The sequence below is a fragment of the Streptomyces sp. NPDC017940 genome (genome assembly GCF_044328435.1).
Taxonomy (GTDB): domain Bacteria; phylum Actinomycetota; class Actinomycetes; order Streptomycetales; family Streptomycetaceae; genus Streptomyces.
Genome location: NZ_JBIRHJ010000006.1, coordinates 189,829 through 206,812, shown reverse-complemented (window position 1 = coordinate 206,812; position 16,984 = coordinate 189,829). Strand labels below are relative to the sequence as shown.

The window sequence follows — 16,984 nt, the reverse complement described above, 5'->3', positions numbered from 1 at the left end:
ATACGAGAGTACACCGTACCCAGTTTCGGTCCAAGGGCTTATCGTGAGAGCCATGGCGACCACGGAGACCAGCGGCAGCGGTGACGTCACCCGCAGCCTGGAACTGTTGTGGGGCAGCGGCGAGCGCCCCACGCGCGGGCCCAAACCCGCCCTGACCCTGGAGCGGATCACCGAGGCCGCCGTGCGCCTCGCGGACGCCGAGGGCATCGCCGCGGTCTCCATGCGCCGCCTGTCGACCGAGCTGGGCGCGGGCACGATGTCCCTGTACCGCTACGTCCCCGGCAAGGCCGAGCTGCTCGACCTGATGCTCAATCACGTGCAGGCGCCCACCGACGACGAGGAGTCCTTCCGCGGCGGCTGGCGCGCGGCCGTGGAGGCGTACGGACGCGAGACCCTCCAGCAGTACCGCGACCACCCCTGGCTGCTCCAGGTCAACCAGACGCGGCCGGTGCTCGGCCCGAGCGCGCTCGGCGGTCTGGAGAAGCTCCTGACCTACATCAAGCCGATGGGTCTGAGCGACCCCGAGCTGATCTCGGTCCTCGTGATGGTCGAGGGGTATGTGTCCGGGGTCGCGCGCACCCAGGTGCAGGCGGCGCAGGCGGCCGAGGAGTCGCAGCTGTCGGACGAGGCGTTCTGGCAGGCGCAGCTCCCGGTCCTCGAGCGGGCCATGGAGAGCGGCCGCTACCCGCTGGTCGCGGGCCTGTCGGAGGACGCGTTCGGCATGGACTTCGACCACTTCGAGTTCGGGCTCCAGCGCATCCTGGACGGGCTCGACGTGCTGGTGGCCGAGCGCGCCCGCCGGGACCACGCCGACCGCTGAGGGGACTATCCCCCCGAACGCCGGAACAACCGCTTCAGGCCGATGACGGCGAGCAGCGCGGCCCCCGCCACGAGGATGCCCTTCTTGTAGTTGCCGCTGATGCCCTCGTTCCCGCCGTCGCCGTCGCCGCCCGCGTCGTCCGCCGCGCCTGCGGGCCGCCCCACGCCCTTGACGTCGACCGGCTCGACGTCACTGGCCTCGCCCTCGGTGCCGTACATCAGCCGGGTGCCGTCCGGGCTGTAGGCGACGGACTCGCCCTGGCGCTGGAGCGGAACGCTCAGCCGCCCCTCGCGCTTGATCTTTCCTGCGCCCTCCCAGCGGAAGGAGACGCCGCCGAAGTAGCCGCGCAGGGCGAGCTGTCTGCCGTTGGGCGAGAAGGCGCCGTCGGTGACCCACAGGTCGGTGGTCGCGACGCGCTCGAAGACATTGGGCCTGGAGGTCGACATCCGCGCGACCGGCGGTCCTTCGTACAGGCTCCCGCCGTCCTCCTTCTTGTCCGCGATGTAGACGCGGCCGGTCCTGGGGTGGACCATCAGGGCCTCGGCGTCGCGCGGCCCGTCGGAGTACTTCACGACGTACTGCGTGGCACGGATCCTCTGGTCCTTCAGCTCCTTGGGCTCGGGCAGCTTGTAGACCCATACGAAGGACCACTTGCCGCCGAGGTTGTCGCCGATGTCGCCGACGTAGAGATCGCCGTCGGGGCCCATGGAGATCGCCTCGACGTCCCGCGGCGTTCCGACGCCGGTCATCGTGATCGTGGCGACGGTCCTGCCCGTTCTGCTGTCGACCGCGTACAGGAAGGCGCCCTTGTCCTGGTCGTTGTGGGTCCAGTAGACGCCGGGGTGGGCGCGGGAGGCGACGAGTCCGCTGGACTCCGTGACGCGGGGGTCCTCGATGGTGAACCCGTCGTTGCCCGGCTTGCCGTCGGCGTGGGCGGCGGGGGCGGTCAGGGCGAGCACCGCGCACAGGGCGACGGCGGTGGCGGCACCGGGGACGACCGGCGGAAGCGAGCGCATGGCGACAAGCGTGCCATCCGCGCGGCGGCTGCGGCCGGGTGATCGCGGGGCGTGCTCATCCTCACACCCGGCGGGGCCTTCGGACCCCTGCCGCGCACGCGATGATGAGCGGATGCTCAGGTTCATGTTCGTCGGCGACTCGATGACCATCGGCAGCGCCGGGGAGCACACCTGGCGCTACTGGATGTGGCGGCACCTGTGTGCCGCGTACGGCGCCCCGTTCAAGATCGTCGGCCCGCGGGAGGCCCTGCACGACAAGGCCACGGGCGACGCGACGTCCTACGAGTACGCGCAACCGGACTTCCCCAGACGGCACTTGGCGGGCTGGGGCGAGGGCTGGTCGCACATGACCCCGCTGATCGCCGACGCCGTCGCCGCGCACCGCGCCGACGTCCTGCTCGTCTCCCTCGGCCTGATCGACCTCGGCTTCTACACCAACGCCGAGCAGACGGCGGAGAACGTACGCCGCTTCGTCGCCGAGGCCCGTTCCGCCAACCCGCGGATCGCCGTCGCCGTCCTGCCCGTGATACCGAACGTCCGCGCCGACACGGAGCCCGCCTTCGCGAGCGAGGTCACCCGCTTCAACGAACTCCTGGCCAAGGCGGTCGCCGACCTGGACACCTCGTCCTCCGCCCTCCTCCTGGCCTCACCACCGCCCGCGTACGACATCCATCTGGACACGTACGACGGCACCCACCCCAACGAACAGGGCGAACGGAAGCTGGCGGCGGCGTTCGCCGGGGCGATGTGGGAGGCGTGGGACCTGGGGGGCCCGCTGGAACCCTAGGCTCCAGCGGGGCCGCTGCGGCGCCGGGGGGGGCGGGCGGCGGTCCCTCGTGCGGGCGATACCGACAGCGGGACTTTCGTACCGTGCCAGGACCTGTGAGCAGTGGCAGATCGAGGTAATGGGTGGCGGACGCGTCTGGTACCTCGTCGACGTGGCACACAGCACCTGTTGGGTCACGTACGCCGGGACAGCGCATCCCCGCGCGACCGACCGCCGTTAGCTTCCCGACCCCCGGTGCAGGTCCACCACGTGTCAGTGCGTTGCCCCAACCCCGCCCCGGCTGGGCTTCGACTACCTCGCCGTGATCCTCGCCCGGCTCCTGCGCAGGCTCGGCCGGGACGCGCAGGCCGGGGCGCTTCCCGGTCAGGGCGCGGCGGCCGTCACCCCGCCGGGCTGAACGTCCCCTCTTCCCCGCCCCGTTCCATCCTTTGGGCAGCCGCCGATAGCCGATCGGATGATGCCCGCCCCCGGTGGGGATTCCTAGCGTGGAAGGCATGACGGTCGAAGCCGGCGCCAACCGGCAACCCCACGTACAGCCCCATGCCGAGGACCCCCTCGACAAGCCCCGCCCGACAGGGATCCGCGCCGCCGAGCGCGCCCTCGCGCCGGACCTCGGGCGCGGGCTGATGCTGCTGTTCATCGCGATGTCGAACACGGCCTTCCACCTGTGGAACTCCGAGTACGGCCCGTCGGGCTGGCAGCCGGTGACCGGGAACTGGCTCGACCACACCGTGCAGTTCGCGATGATCGTGGGCCTGGACCTGCGCGTATACCCCCTGTTCGCGTTCCTGTTCGGCTACGGCATGATGCAGCTGTTCCTGCGCCAGAAGGCCTCCGGCCAGGACGAGCGCGCGGTGGTGCGGCTGCTGCGCAGGCGCAGCCTGTGGATGATCGTCATAGGCTTCGCGCACGCGTCCCTCCTGATGGCGGGCGACATCATCGGCTTCTACGGACTGGTCAGCCTGGTGCTCGGCTGGCTGTTCCTGCGCCGCGGCGACCGCGCCCTGAAGTGGTGGATCGGCACAGCGGCGGCGGTGCTCGTGGTCCTGGCGGCGGCGCCGTTCGTCGCGACGGCGCTGACGGGCGGCGATGTCTGGTCGATGGGTGACGCGGGCGCGGACCCGGGCGGCGAGGCGTACGCGGCGGGCGAGGAGAGCTGGCTCGCGGCGGCGGGCACGCGCATGACGACGGGACTGTTCCTGATAGGCGTCGCGGCACCGCTGGTCCTGGTCTCCGGGGGCTTCGTGATCTTCCTGGTCGGGTACTGGGCGGCGAGGCGCCGCATCCTGGAGGAACCGGGCAGGCACCTGAAGCTGCTGCGCCGCACGGCGGTCATCGGGACAGGCATCGGCTGGCTCGGCGCCCTGCCCGCGGCCCTGGCACACGTGGGGGCGCTCGACGTACCGGCGGACGCGGAGAGCGACACGGGCGTACTGTTCACGCTCCGGGACGTCACGGGCAACGTGGCCGGCCTCGGCTACATCGCGGCGGTCGCCCTGTTCGTGCACTGGTGGACGCGGCGCCCGCACCGCCGCGGCGCGAAGGCGATCACGGCCGTGTCGGCGGTCGGCAAGCGCTCCCTGTCGTGCTATCTGACGCACTCCCTGCTCTTCGCCCCGCTCCTCGCGGCCTGGGGCCTCGGTCTCGGCGGACATCTGAGCAGCGCGAGCATGGTCCTGGTGGCCCTCGCGGTGTGGCTGGTGACGGTCGCGGGAGCGTACGCCCTGGAGTTGCGAGGCAAGCGCGGTCCCGCCGAGGCCGTACTGCGGCGCCTGATGTACGCGAAAAGAACATGAGCGTTCCCGGGCCGATTGTGCTTATCATCTGGCTTAATTTGAACTTTTGATCTTTTGGCGGATGTCCCGGGCGCCCAGCTCCCGGGTGGGGCCGGGGCCGCCGGGGGACAGTGGGGGGACCACATGCGCCACAGAGCACTCATCACGACCGCCGTCTGCGCGGCCACCCTGGTCGGTACGACGGGACTGGCATCCGGGGCCCTGGCGGCACCGGCGGCACCGGCAGGCCCGAAGGCACCCGTGGCACCGGCGGCCGCGGCGAAGGCCGACAAGGGCGCCGACTTCAACGGTGACGGCTTCCAGGACCTCGCCGTCGGCGCGCACACGGCGAAGGTCGGCGACGTCGAGCGCGCCGGTGTCGTGACCGTCGCGTACGGCTCGGAAACGGGTCTGCGGTACGAGACGTCGCAGATCATCAGCAAGGGCACCCCGGGCGTGCCGGGCGACCCGGAGGCGGACGGCAAGTGGCGCGAGGTCCGGGCCGCGGGCGACCTGGACGGCGACGGCTACGACGACCTGCTGCTGCACTACCTGGAGCGGAACATGGTCCTGTGGGGAGGCCAGGACGGCGTCACCGGCGAGGGCACCGCCCTGCCGCCCGGCAACTACACCAAGGACTCGCCGAAGCTCCTCGGCGGCGGCATGGGCGTGGGTGACGTCAACGGCGACGGCGTCGCCGACATCGTCACCCGCGCCCACCACGGCATGGAGTTCGGCGTCTCGGCCCTCATCGGCCCGCTGAACCGCACCACGGGCAGGCCGGCCGCCGTCTGGAACCGCGCGAGTGCCGAGGAGGACAACCTCGTCATCGGCACCGTGTACGTGGGTGACCTCACGGGTGACGGCATCGACGACGTCGTGGCGAGCGGCGGCGTCGTCCTCGGCAGCGGCAAGCCGGGCGGCGTGGTCCTCAAGGGCTCCCCCGGCGGCTGGGTCAAGGGCAGCGCGTTCCCCGGCCCGCGCAGCACCGAGAACCCCTCCGCGTTCGGCGACCTGAACAAGGACGGCTTCCAGGACCTGGTGTCCGGCCACCCCGAGAAGAACACCGTGTTCGTCACCTACGGCGGCAAGGACGGCGTCTCCACCACCCTGGAGTCCCGGGCCTACACCCAGGCGAGCGCCGGCGTGCCCGGCGTGGAGGAGGCCGGTGACCGGTTCGGCTCGGCCGTGGCCGTCGGCGACACCGACGGGGACGGGTACGCGGACCTGGTCGTGGGCGCCTCGTACGAGACCGGCTCCGACGCCGCCACCACCGCGAAGTCCGGCGCGGTCACGGTCCTGCGCGGCGGCGCCGACGGCATCACCACGACCGGCGCGAAGTCGTTCACGCAGAACACCCGCTCCATACCGAGCACGTCCGAGAACAACGACCACTTCGGCGCCTCGGCGGCCCTGGTCACCACGGGCCGGGACGGCGCCACGGACCTCTACGTCGGCGGCAACGGCGAGGACGGCTACAAGGGCCGCGTCTGGAAGCTCGCCACCGGCACCTCCGGTGTGACGGGCGAGGGCGCCACCAGCTTCCACCTGGGGACGGTCGGCGGCCCCACCGGGGGCGGCAACTTCGGCTATCGCATGGTCGGTTGAGCCGCGGGACACCACTCGTGGCCGACGGACCCGCCAGACACCACTCGTGACCGACGGACCCGCCACACACCACTCGTCAAGGACGGTCCCGCCGCCCGGCGGGACCGTCGCCCCGTCTCTCTCACCACCACTCAAGCCCGGGGGGGCTCCCACACATGACCACCCACCGCGCCGGACCGGCAGCCGACACCCACGCCGGACCGGCAACCGACACCACCCGGAGACCGGCGGCCGACCGGTCCCGGCAGGCCCGCACGCTCCTGGGGAGCGCACTCGCCTCCGTGCTCGCCCTCGGCGTCGCCGCACCGCACGCCCAGGCGGTCACACCCGCCGCACCCGCCGCACCGGCCGAAGCAGCCGCCACCGCCGTCCCGACCGCCCTCGGCCCCTGGACCGCGCCGAAGGAACTGCCGGGCGTCACCGGCGTCACCGACCTGAAGGCGACGAGCGGCGGCACCGTGGCGGGCCTGTTCACGCAGGACGGCAAGGCCGTACTCGCGGTGCGCCCCGCGGGCGCCACCGCCTGGCAGCCCGCCACCCCCGCGCCCGCCCCCGGCGCGGCGCTGCACCGCACCGACGACGGCGCCGTCTCCCTGCTGTGGTGGACGGACCCGGCGGACGACGGCACACGGACACTGAAGGCGTCCCGACTCGCCCCGGACGGCACCGCGTTCGGGCCCGCCGAGGCCATCACGACCGGCACCCTCGCGGGCGACCGGGCCCATGCGCGCACGCAGCGCACCACTCTCGCCGCCAACGCCGCGGGCCACCGCGCCGTCGCGTGGATGGACGAGGAGCACCGTCTGGCCGTCGTCGAGCAGAGCGGCCCGAGCGGCGCCTGGTCCGCGCCGAAGACGCTCGACCGGCTCCCCGACCCCATCGTCCGCGACGACAACGTCTATCACTACACGCTCTGGGACCTGCGCCTCGCCGTCGACAAGGCGGGCGCCGTCGGCGTGCTCTGGGGCGGCAACAGCCACTACACGGGCGACGGCGTGGACCCGGACCCGACGGCGTACAAGTGGCACTACAAGTACGTCGAGAAGCCCGCGGATGCGGCCACGGAGTCGTCCGCGAAGTCGTCCGCCGAGCCGTCCGCGGGGCGCACCGCGTCGTGGACCGAGCCCGGCGATCTGCCGCAGCTCGGCGAGAAGCCGAAGCTGGTCGCGTTCGCCGCGCACCCGCAGGGCGGCTTCCACCTGCTCGCGGGCGGCGCCTACGCCCGCAAGTCGGCGGGGGCGGCAGGGGCGGGTGCCTGGAGCGAGGCCGAGCAGACCGGCGTCGGCGCGTCGGCGTACGCGCCCGCCGACCTCCTCACGGCACCGAACGGCGACGTCACGGCGGTCGGCATGACGGGCCCCGGCACGGCGGGCGCGGCCGTACGCCGGGCGGAGGAGGGCAGGTGGGGCGGCGCCCGCAAGCTCGCCTCGTCCCTCGACGCCGACTCGCTGGGCGCGGCGGCCACCGCGGACGGCACGGTCGTCGTCACGTACACGCAGAAGCGCTTCGAAGCGAGCCGCACCGTCCGCAAGGACTTCGTGGCGCAGACCGTCCGCGGCGGCGACCCGGCCAAGCCGCGCACGCTCAGCGCGCGGGTGAAGGGCACCTGGAGCTCGGGCCGTGCGGCCGTCGACGCCAAGGGCCGCCCGGTGGCGGTGTGGACGCAGGCGGACCCGGCCGTCGGCGGCGGCCCGAGCACGTCGTACACCGCGACCACCGGCACCCGTGCGAAGCCGAAGTGGCACGACTACGCCGACGACACCCGCGGGGACGTCGTGGGCCTGTCGACCGGCGACGCGATGAGGCTCTACACGGGTGACGCCTCGAACCCCACCGTGACGTTCTCCGCCGCGCCCTGGGACGAGCGGACGCGCGTCGTCCCCTTCGGCGACTTCGACGGCGACCGCGCCAACGACCTGGTCGTGCGGTTGCCCGGCGGCGAGGCCCGGCTGTACACACCGGTCCCCGGTGGCCTGCCGACGCCCGCGTCGCCGTACAAGCGGCTCGCCCGCGACTGGAGCCGCTACGACACGCTGTTCGCGAGCGGCGACCAGACCGGCGACGGCCGCCCCGACCTGCTGGCCCGCGACAAGGCCTCCGGGGACGTGTATGTGTACGCGCACGACGGCGCCGACGGTTTCAAGGCACGCGTGAAGGTGCGTTCCGCCTGGACCGGTTACACCCGGGTCGTCGGCGCGGGCGACCTGAACGGCGACGGCGTCGGTGACGTCCTCACCCTGGACCGGTCCGGTGCGCTGTGGCGCCACGAAGGCCTGCGCACCGGCAGGTTCAAGGACCGCGTGCGCGTCTTCAAGGACTGGGGCGCCTCCTACAAGGACGTCGTCGGTGCCGGTGACGTGAACGGCGACGGCAGGCACGACCTGCTCTCCCGGGACACCGGGGGCCGCCTGTGGCTCAACGCGGGCAAGGGCAACGGCACGTTCGCCGACCGGGTCGCCTTCGGTGACGCGGCGTACTGGAAGGAGTGGGCGTCCCTGAGCTGACGGGGGCCACCGGGCGGGGGCGGCGGTTCAGACCGCCCCCGTCAGCCGGTTCGCGAGCGTGGACAGTGTGTACGCACCGATGCCCATGACGACCTCCAGGGCGTTGCGCTCCGTGAAACCGTGGTCCAGGAAGGCCCGCACGTCGGCGTCGTCGACCCCGCCCGCGCACGCGATGACCCGGACGGCGAACGTGCGCACGGCTTCGAGCCGCGCGTGCTCCCCGGGGAGTTCCCGCCCCGCACGGAGCGCGGCCACGAGGCCGTCGTCGGCGCCCAGCTCGCGCAGCTTGGCGGTGTGCAGTTCGACGCACACATGGCACGCGTTGCGCACGGCGACGGTCATGACGACGGTCTCGCGGGCCAGCGGGTCCAGCGTGGCGCGCTCGAACTTCCGGCTCAGCTCCAGGAATCCGGTGAGCGTCTCCGGCGAAGCGGCGAGACGCGCGACGGCGTCCGGCAGCACCCCGAAGGCCCGCGTGACCCCTTCCATGGCGGCGCGTGACGCCTCGGGTGCGGACTCGACCGTGTGGGCGGCGAACATGTCGGGCGACCCCTAAAATAGACAACATGGTTGACGACAAGAAGGTAAACCAGGTTGTCGAAAAAGGGAAGGGGGGCCCGTCGGACCGCGCGCGGGGGCAGGAGCGTCCCGACACTCCCGGCTACGAGCTGCCCCTCCTGCTCTTCGCCGGTTTCCGCACCCTCATCGACCGCACACACGCCCAACTCGCCCGCCAGGGCCACTCGGACCTCCGCCCGGCGCACGGCTTCGCGATGCAGGCCGTCGGGGCGGCGGGGGCGAGCGCGAGCGAGGTCGGGCGGCGGCTCGGCGTCACCAAGCAGGCGGCGGGCAAGACGGTGGACCGCCTCGTCGCCCTCGGGTACGCCGAGCGCGCCGACGACCCGGCCGACGCCCGCCGCAAACTCGTTCGCCTCACCCCGCACGGCCTCGACGCCCTGGCCCGCTCGGCGGCGATCTTCGACGCCCTGCGCGCGGAGTGGACCCGGGAACTCGGCCCGGACCGCGTCCGCGCCCTGGAGTCCGACCTGCGCGCGGTCGTCCCCGCGGAGTCCTTCCGCCTCGACGCGGCGGGGTGGCTGGGCGGGGCGTGACCCTGCCCCCGCGCATATCGTTGTACTGCACGGCCGCGGACAGGAGGTCGGCGGCCGGGGAGCAGCGCCGCCATGTCCGTCGCAGAAAGCGACACGATCAGGATGGCTGACGAGAACACGCAGAGTCTGGACGCGATGTTCGACGCGTTCGAAGGGTTGCCCGTCCTCGAAGGAATGCGGATCGAGGTCGTGGAAGGCAACGTTCACATGACGCCACAGAGGGCAACTCATTGGGAGATCATCTGGAAGATCGTCACGCAGCTCACGAACAGGTTCCCGCAGCGGCGAGTTTTCTCCGACGTACGCATCGACTATCCCGGTGACCACAACGGCCTGTGCAGCGACGTGACGCTGTTGGCCGAGGGAGCGCAGGCCGACGACGAGGGTCGCTGGCGGTGGCAGGATGTCGAATTCGTCGCCGAAGTGATCTCTCGCGGTACCGGAATGAACGACTACGGCCCCAAGAAGACCGCCTACGCCACCGCCGGGGTCCCCCTTTATCTCATCGCCGACCCCTACCAGGGCAGCGTCCACGTATACGCTCAGCCGAAGAGCGGCGACTACGCCGAAACCTGGCCCCCCGTCCCCTTCGGCACGGATATCGACCTCACCCAGACCCCTCTCGGCCTGACCCTCGGGACTGCCGACTTCCCCCGTGATTGATCCACCGGCCCCCTTGCCCTGAGCCCACTCCACCCCCTTGGCTGATCCCATGAGGTACACGCAGCTGGGACGCACAGGAGTCAGGGTCAGTCGCCTCACTCTCGGCACGATGAACTTCGGGCCGCACACGGGGGAGGCGGAGAGCCACGGAATCATGGACGCCGCGCTCGACGCGGGGATCAACTTCTTCGACACCTCGAACACGTACGGCGCGCCCGAGAAGAAGGGCCGTACCGAGGAGATCATCGGGACCTGGTTCGCCCAGGGCGGTGAGCGCCGCGACAAGGTCGTGCTCGCCACCAAGGTGTACGGGAACATGTCGCCGCACGGCACGGCGCCCTGGCCGAACCACGACAAGCTCTCGGCGGTGAACATCCGCCGCTCGGTGGAGGCCTCCCTCAGGCGCCTCCAGACCGACCACATCGACGTCTACCAGTTCCACCACATCGACCGGAACACTCCCTTCGAGGAGATCTGGCAGGCGGTGGACGTCCTGGTCCAGCAGGGCAAGATCCTGTACGCGGGCTCCAGCAACTTCCCCGGCTACAAGATCGCCCAGGCCAACGAGGCGGCGGCCCGCCGCGGCGGCTTCGGCCTGGTCACCGAGCAGTGCCTGTACAACCTCGCGGAGCGCCGCGCCGAGATGGAGGTCCTGCCCGCCGCGCGGGAGTACGGCCTCGGCGTCATCCCCTGGTCCCCGCTGCACGGCGGACTGCTCGGCGGCGTCCTGAAGAAGGAGGTCGAGGGCGGCCGGCGCGCCTCGGGACGGGCGGCGTCCGCGCTCGCCGACCCCGCGACGCGCGCGCAGGTCCAGGCGTACGAGGACCTGCTCGACAAGCACGGCCTCGAACCCGGCGAGGTCGCCCTGGCCTGGCTGCTCGGCCGTCCCGGCGTCACGGGCCCGATCGTGGGCCCGCGCACCGCGGAGCAGCTCGCGTCCGCCGTGCGCGCCGTCGACCTCAAGCTCAGCAAGGACGTCGTGCTCTCGCTCGACGAGATCTTCCCGGGGCCTGGGCCCGCCCCGGAGGCCTTCGCCTGGTAGCCGCAGGGCCCGGCGGGATACGGCGCTCGTGCGCGCGGGCGGCGGCGGTCTCGGCTACTTCCCGAGCGCCGCCGTCAGCGCCACGACGACGAACATCAGCACGAGCACACCGGCCATGATCCGGTTCCTGGTCCTTGGGTCCACGGCATCGAGGTTAACCGGCCCCGGCTCCGTCCCCGTCGGCGCCTCCCAGCGGCCACCGGCCGACGACCTCGTACCGGGGCTGCTCCCCCGGCACCCCGCTCCTCGGCAGGTTGCTGCGCACGAGGGCGAGGTCGGCCACCGTCCAGGGCGTGCCGTCGAACGCGGCGAGCGCCTCGACGTACGGGCCGAGGTCCGCCTCGCCGCGCGAGCGCGCCAGCGTCAGATGCGGGCGGTAGGCGCGGTGCTCCTCCATCGTGACGCCCGCCTTCCTGGCGGCCGCCCCGGCCCGGCCCGCCAGGATCCTCAGCTCGGGCACCGCGCCGCCCGCCCCCGCCCACAGCGCCCGGCCGCCGAAGTGACCGCCGCCGCGCAGCGAGAGCCGGAACGGTGCCGTGCGGTGTGCCGCCCGCTCCAGGCGCCCGGTCAGGTCCGGTACCGCGCCGTCGGGGACCTCGGCCATGAACGCCAGCGTGAAGTGCCAGTTCGCGCGCTCCGTCCAGCGCACCGCGTCCGTGTCCACACCCTTGAGGGTCCGCAACGCCGCCGCGAACCGGGCCAGTTCGTCCGCGATGGGGTCCGGGGGCAGCACCGCCGCGAAGAGTCTCATACGACCAGCCTGCCTCCCCCGGCCCGACTCCCTCAGCCCGCCTCCCTCAGCCCGCCTCCACTAGCCTGCCTCCATGGACGACTTCGATCACACCGGGGGCCGGCCCGGAGAGCCCGGGGACGCGGACGCCGGCATACGCATCCGCGCGGCGGGTCCCGCCGACGTTCCCGCCTTCCTCGGCATCCTCGACAGTGCCGTCGACTGGCTGGTCTCCCAGGGGCGCACGGGGCAGTGGGGCACGAAGCCGCTGTCGCGGAGTCCGCGGACCGTGGAGCTGGTCGAGAAGTACGTGGCTGTCGGCTCGCCCTGGATCGCCGAGGTGGGCGGGGCCCCGGCAGGCATGCTCCTCCTCACCGACGAGCCGTCCTCCTACATCCCCGCCGTGGCGGAGCCCGAGCGGTACGTCCACTTCCTGGCGTCGGATCCGCGCTTCGCGGGGCGCGGGGTGGGGCGCGCGCTCCTTGCGCACGCCGCCGCCGAGACCCGCTCCGCGGGGGTGTCTCTGCTGCGGGTGGACTGCTACGCGGGTGATGACGGGAAGCTGGTCGCGTACTACGAGAGCAATGGGTTCGTGCGGGCTCAGACCTTCGCGGCGAAGGACGGCGCATGGCCCGGCCAGGTGCTTGAGCGCAGGGTGTAACCCTGCCGCCCCTCCCCGTTCCTGGGGCTCCGCCCCAGACCCCGCTCCTCAAACGCCGGAGGGGCTGAATTTCCCGCCCCCGGGTCTGAAGCGGGCCCCGTCAGGGGCGCGGGGAACTGCGCGAGCAACCCCCACACACCCGCAGGCAGCAAAGACCGCCGGCGGCGTCACGCCACGGACGCGAGGTCCCGTTCGGGGACGGGCTCGGGCGTCCGCTCGCGGGGCACGAACCGTACGTGCTGCCGCCCGCGGCGAAGATCCACCCGCAGGCGCAGATTCGCGGCGCGGGCCAGCATCAGGCCGACCCCCAGCGAGGCCACGGCGACGATCGCCCCGCCGAGGGCGAAGCTGACGCGGACGCCGTAGGCGTCGGTGAGCCAGCCGAAGAGGGGCCCGCCGAGCGGCGTACCACCCACGAAGACCATCATGAACAGGCTCATCACCCGCCCCCGCATCTCGGGGTCGGTGGCCATCTGCACCGAGGAGTTGGCGGTGACGTTGACGGTCAGACCGACCGCGCTGACGGGCACGAGCAGCGCCGCGAACACGTACACGCTGGGCACCGCGGCGACCACGACGAGCAGGACACCGAAGAGCCCCGCCGCGCCCGCGAGCATCCGCAGCCGCGAGGACCGCCGCCGCGCGGCGAGCAGCGCGCCGATCAGCGAACCGGCCGCCATCAGCGTGGTGAACGCCGCGTACAGACCGGAGCCGCCGTGGAAGACGTCGTCCGCGTACGCGCTCAGCCAGATCGGGAAGTTGAAGCCGAAGGTGCCGATGAAGCCGATGAGCACGATCGGCCAGATCAGCTCGGGGTGCAGGGAGACATAGGTGAGGCCCTCACGCAGCTGGCCCTTGCCGCGGCGCGGCGCGAGCGGCGTACGGGTCAGCTCGCCGGTGCGCATCAGCGCGAGGCCCACCAGGGGCGCGACGAACGACAGGCCGTTGGCGAGGAACGCCCAGCCGGGGCCGACCGCGGCGGTGAGGATGCCCGCGACGGCGGGGCCGACCAGGCGCGCGGACTGGAAGTTCGCGGAGTTCAGGGAGACGGCGTTGCGGACCTGGTCGGGGCCGACCAGCTCGGACACGAAGGACTGCCGGGTGGGGTTGTCGACGACGGTCACCAGGCCGGTGAAGAACGCCGTGACGTAGACGTGCCAGACCTCCACGTGGCCGGAGAGCGTCATCGCGGCCAGGAAGAGGCCGCCGAGGCCCATGGCGCCCTGGGTGACGAAGAGCAGGTTCCGCTTGGCGAAGCGGTCGGCGATGACGCCGCCGTACAGGCCGAAGAGCAGCATCGGCAGGAACTGCATCGCGGTGGTGACACCGACGGCGGCGGAGGATCCGGTGATGCTGAGCACCAGCCAGTCCTGGGTGATGCGGGCCATCCAGGTGCCGGTGTTGGAGACGACGGCTCCGGCGGCGAAGAGCCGGTAGTTCCGGATCCGCAGGGAGCTGAACATCGAGGTCCGGGCGGTCCGGGGAGGGCGGACGGTCTTGTCGAGGGTGGTTGGTGCGGGGGCGGAGTCTGCTCCGGATCCCGTACTCAAAAGAGGTCGCCTCCTTGGCGCGGCGTGCGGATGGCCGGGGGGGGACCCTGAGAGGGTCCGCCCCCGGGACGGTCGGGGGGGTCAGAGGTGGGCCAGCTTCTCCAGGACCGGTGCGGCGGCGCGCAGCCGCTCCCACTCGTCCTCGTCGAGGTCGGCTGCCAGGCCGGCGAGCCAGGCGTTCCGCTTGCGACGGCTCTCTTCGAGCATCGCCTCGGCCCGCTCCGTCTGGGTCACCACCTTCTGGCGGCGGTCCTCCGGGTGCGGCTCGAGCCTGACCAGGCCCTTCGCCTCCAGGAGCGCGACGATGCGGGTCATCGACGGCGGCTGCACATGCTCCTTGCGGGCGAGCTCGCCCGGGGTGGCACTGCCGCAGCGGGCGAGGGTGCCGAGCACCGACATCTCGGTCGGGCTCAGCGACTCGTCGACCCTCTGGTGCTTGAGTCGACGGGACAGGCGCATCACGGCGGAGCGCAGCGAGTTCACGGCGGCAGCATTGTCGCCATGGGAGAGGTCCGGCATGTTCTTTAGCTTAACTCATTACTCTCGCTAAAGACCACCCGGTATCGCGCCTCGGCGCCCGACCTGCCCGTGATGTGGCACACAGGCCCCATTCGTCACTCGTACGAGCGATGCGGCCCGGAAAGCGGAACGTCCCCCGGACGAGAGCGGCGCCTGACGGCGCGGGCTCCGGCCCGGGGGACGTGGAAGGAAGTGGCTGACGGCGCTCAGCCCGAGGCGGCGGCTACGTGAGCCCCAGCGCCGGCATCAGGTAGTAGAAGGCGAACACCGCCGACACCGCGTACATCGCCACCGGCACCTCGCGGGCCCGCCCCGCCGCGAGCCGCAGCACGGTGAAGGCGATGAAGCCCATGCCGATGCCGTTGGTGATCGAGTACGTGAACGGCATCATCAGCATCGTCACGAACGCCGGGATCGCGATCGTGGGGTCGCTCCAGTCGATCTGCCCGATGGAGCCGGACAGGATCAGGAAGCCGACCGCGAGCAGCGCGGGCGTGGCCGCCTGCGAGGGCACCATGGTGGCGAGCGGTGTGAGGAAGAGCGCCACGGCGAACAGACCGCCGGTGACGACGTTCGCGAACCCGGTCCGCGCGCCCTCGCCGACGCCCGCGGTGGACTCCACGAAGCAGGTGGTGGCGGAGGCGGACGAGGCGCCGCCCGCGGCGACCGCGATGCCGTCGACGAACAGGACCTTGTTCATGCCGGGCATGTTGCCCTTGTCGTCGGTCAGGTGGGCCTCGTCGCCGACGCCCATGATCGTGCCCATCGCGTCGAAGAAGCACGAGAGCAGCACGGTGAAGACGAAGAGGACGCCGGTGAGGACGCCGACCTTCTCGAAGCCGCCGAACAGGCTGATCTCACCGATCAGCCCGAAGTCGGGCGTCGAGACCGGGTTGCCGGGCCACTCGGGCGTGGTCAGGCCCCAGGACGGCGCGTCCGCGAGCGCGTGGATGACCATGGCGACCACGGTCATCACGACGATCGAGAGCAGGATCGCGCCCGGCACCTTGCGCACCAGGAGCGCGAGGGTGAGCAGCACGCCCAGCACGAAGACGAGGACCGGCCAGCCGTTGAGGTGTCCGTCGCCGCCGAGCTGGAGCGGCACGGTGGTGTGGGCGGCGTCCGGGATGCGCGAGACGAATCCGGCGTCGACGAGGCCGATCAGCATGATGAAGAGGCCGATGCCGATGGCGATGCCCTTGCGCAGACCGAGCGGTACGGCGCTCATGACGCGCTCCCGCAGCCCGGTGGCGACGAGCAGCATCACCACGAAGCCCGCGAGCACCACCATGCCCATGGCGTCCGGCCAGGACATGCGCGGCGCGAGCTGGAGGGCCACCACGGTGTTCACGCCGAGGCCCGCGGCCAGGGCGATCGGCACGTTGCCGATGACGCCCATGAGCAGCGTGGTGAACGCGGCGGTCAGGACGGTGGCGGTGACCAGCTGCTTGTTGTCGAGCTGATGGCCGTACATGTCCTTGGCGCTGCCGAGGATGATCGGGTTCAGGACGACGATGTAGGCCATCGCGAAGAAGGTGGCGAAGCCGCCGCGGACCTCCCGCGCCAGGGTCGAACCCCGCTCCGTGATCTTGAAGTAGCCGTCGAGGCCCCCCTGGGAGGAGGGTGGCGGCTGCTTGGCGTCGACCGGCGTGGGGGTCGAGGGGGACATGCGGGACCTCATGACCTAAGGGGAGGGGTAAGGGAAGGGGAGGGTGCCGGAGCGTCTGCCCGGCGCCGGGTTTTGTGTCTTCGCACGAAAACTACCGGCCATCTGCGAACCGATTCAGTATGAATACATGAGACTCAAATTGCTATCTCCGCGCGTAGACCCCTATGGGCATCGACACACCCCGCCTCTCCGGACCCCACCGCGCCCGGCATAAAGTGTCCGTATGGCGAAGTGGACCCCCAAGCACGAGGCGCCGGAGCCCCTGGAGGGCCCCGTCGTCGCCACCATCACCGGCGGCACGATCCTCTGGTTCGTCCTCTTCCTCGTACAGCTGCCCTTCTACGGCTGGTTCGACGACCGGGACCTCACCTGGTGGGTGTGGACGTGCCTCGCGGGCGGCGGTCTCGGCCTCATCGGCATCCGGTACGTCCGGGGGCGGGAGGCGGCCATCAAGCGGGCCGCCGCGGAGGTTTCTGGTACCCAGGCAGTACGGCGTACGACCTGAGGGCGGATCCCGTCCTACCGAGG

At 71.9% G+C, this 16,984-nt stretch carries 16 protein-coding genes; 10 read left to right on the top strand and 6 right to left on the bottom strand.

Features of this window, described 5'->3' with window-relative positions:
* Positions 1 to 52 precede the first annotated feature (52 nt).
* Positions 53 to 820: a TetR/AcrR family transcriptional regulator gene (locus ACH4DX_RS22005; protein WP_398156340.1), complete on the top strand. Its 768-nt coding sequence runs from the start codon at positions 53 to 55 to the stop codon at positions 818 to 820.
* Positions 821 to 825: 5 nt separating this feature from the next.
* Here the strand turns inward: ACH4DX_RS22005 and ACH4DX_RS22000 are convergent, their stop codons facing one another.
* The gene (locus tag ACH4DX_RS22000; protein WP_398121161.1) at positions 826 to 1,836 is read right to left on the bottom strand and encodes a WD40 repeat domain-containing protein; all 1,011 of its coding nucleotides are present in this window, start codon (positions 1,834 to 1,836) and stop codon (positions 826 to 828) included.
* Between the two features lie 112 nt (positions 1,837 to 1,948).
* Between ACH4DX_RS22000 and ACH4DX_RS21995 the strand changes: the two genes are divergently transcribed.
* From ACH4DX_RS21995 to ACH4DX_RS21980, 4 genes are all read left to right on the top strand, one after another.
* Entirely contained in the window at positions 1,949 to 2,623 is a 675-nt protein-coding gene (locus ACH4DX_RS21995; RefSeq protein WP_398121160.1) for an SGNH/GDSL hydrolase family protein, read from the top strand.
* Between the two features lie 494 nt (positions 2,624 to 3,117).
* Positions 3,118 to 4,419, top strand: coding sequence for a DUF418 domain-containing protein (locus ACH4DX_RS21990; protein ID WP_398156339.1), 1,302 nt, complete (start codon positions 3,118 to 3,120; stop codon positions 4,417 to 4,419).
* Between the two features lie 123 nt (positions 4,420 to 4,542).
* The gene (locus tag ACH4DX_RS21985) at positions 4,543 to 6,006 is read left to right on the top strand and encodes an FG-GAP-like repeat-containing protein (RefSeq protein WP_398156338.1); all 1,464 of its coding nucleotides are present in this window, start codon (positions 4,543 to 4,545) and stop codon (positions 6,004 to 6,006) included.
* A gap of 155 nt (positions 6,007 to 6,161) precedes the next feature.
* Complete coding sequence (locus tag ACH4DX_RS21980; protein WP_398121153.1) at positions 6,162 to 8,510, top strand: FG-GAP repeat domain-containing protein; 2,349 nt, start codon at positions 6,162 to 6,164, stop codon at positions 8,508 to 8,510.
* Between the two features lie 27 nt (positions 8,511 to 8,537).
* Here ACH4DX_RS21980 and ACH4DX_RS21975 read toward each other — a convergent pair whose 3' ends face one another.
* Positions 8,538 to 9,050: a carboxymuconolactone decarboxylase family protein gene (locus tag ACH4DX_RS21975; RefSeq protein WP_398156337.1), complete on the bottom strand. Its 513-nt coding sequence runs from the start codon at positions 9,048 to 9,050 to the stop codon at positions 8,538 to 8,540.
* 26 nt (positions 9,051 to 9,076) lie between these two features.
* Between ACH4DX_RS21975 and ACH4DX_RS21970 the strand changes: the two genes are divergently transcribed.
* The 3 genes from ACH4DX_RS21970 to ACH4DX_RS21960 all read left to right on the top strand — a co-directional run bounded on the left by ACH4DX_RS21970 (position 9,077) and on the right by ACH4DX_RS21960 (position 11,327).
* A complete protein-coding gene (locus tag ACH4DX_RS21970; protein ID WP_398156336.1) occupies positions 9,077 to 9,622 on the top strand; it encodes a MarR family winged helix-turn-helix transcriptional regulator in 546 nt (181 codons plus the stop codon).
* 72 nt (positions 9,623 to 9,694) lie between these two features.
* Positions 9,695 to 10,285: a Uma2 family endonuclease gene (locus ACH4DX_RS21965; protein ID WP_398156335.1), complete on the top strand. Its 591-nt coding sequence runs from the start codon at positions 9,695 to 9,697 to the stop codon at positions 10,283 to 10,285.
* Positions 10,286 to 10,334: 49 nt separating this feature from the next.
* A complete protein-coding gene (locus ACH4DX_RS21960) occupies positions 10,335 to 11,327 on the top strand; it encodes an aldo/keto reductase (RefSeq protein WP_398121148.1) in 993 nt (330 codons plus the stop codon).
* A gap of 154 nt (positions 11,328 to 11,481) precedes the next feature.
* Here ACH4DX_RS21960 and thpR read toward each other — a convergent pair whose 3' ends face one another.
* Positions 11,482 to 12,078 carry an RNA 2',3'-cyclic phosphodiesterase gene (thpR, locus tag ACH4DX_RS21955; RefSeq protein ID WP_398156334.1) on the bottom strand — a complete coding sequence of 199 codons (597 nt, stop codon included), beginning with the start codon at positions 12,076 to 12,078 and terminating at the stop codon, positions 11,482 to 11,484.
* Positions 12,079 to 12,151: 73 nt separating this feature from the next.
* On the opposite strand from thpR, the gene ACH4DX_RS21950 reads away from it, so the two are divergent.
* The gene (locus tag ACH4DX_RS21950) at positions 12,152 to 12,718 is read left to right on the top strand and encodes a GNAT family N-acetyltransferase (protein WP_398156333.1); all 567 of its coding nucleotides are present in this window, start codon (positions 12,152 to 12,154) and stop codon (positions 12,716 to 12,718) included.
* A gap of 167 nt (positions 12,719 to 12,885) precedes the next feature.
* On the opposite strand, the gene ACH4DX_RS21945 is transcribed toward ACH4DX_RS21950, so the two are convergent.
* The 3 genes from ACH4DX_RS21945 to ACH4DX_RS21935 all read right to left on the bottom strand — a co-directional run bounded on the left by ACH4DX_RS21945 (position 12,886) and on the right by ACH4DX_RS21935 (position 16,456).
* Positions 12,886 to 14,268: an MFS transporter gene (locus ACH4DX_RS21945; protein WP_398156332.1), complete on the bottom strand. Its 1,383-nt coding sequence runs from the start codon at positions 14,266 to 14,268 to the stop codon at positions 12,886 to 12,888.
* A gap of 81 nt (positions 14,269 to 14,349) precedes the next feature.
* Positions 14,350 to 14,787, bottom strand: a complete 438-nt coding sequence (locus ACH4DX_RS21940) for a MarR family winged helix-turn-helix transcriptional regulator (protein ID WP_398121141.1) — start codon at positions 14,785 to 14,787, stop codon at positions 14,350 to 14,352.
* Positions 14,788 to 15,010: 223 nt separating this feature from the next.
* Entirely contained in the window at positions 15,011 to 16,456 is a 1,446-nt protein-coding gene (locus ACH4DX_RS21935; RefSeq protein ID WP_398156331.1) for an NCS2 family permease, read from the bottom strand.
* Positions 16,457 to 16,679: 223 nt separating this feature from the next.
* Between ACH4DX_RS21935 and ACH4DX_RS21930 the strand changes: the two genes are divergently transcribed.
* Positions 16,680 to 16,961 carry a DUF2530 domain-containing protein gene (locus ACH4DX_RS21930; protein ID WP_398156330.1) on the top strand — a complete coding sequence of 94 codons (282 nt, stop codon included), beginning with the start codon at positions 16,680 to 16,682 and terminating at the stop codon, positions 16,959 to 16,961.
* The last annotated feature ends 23 nt before the right edge of the window (positions 16,962 to 16,984 follow it).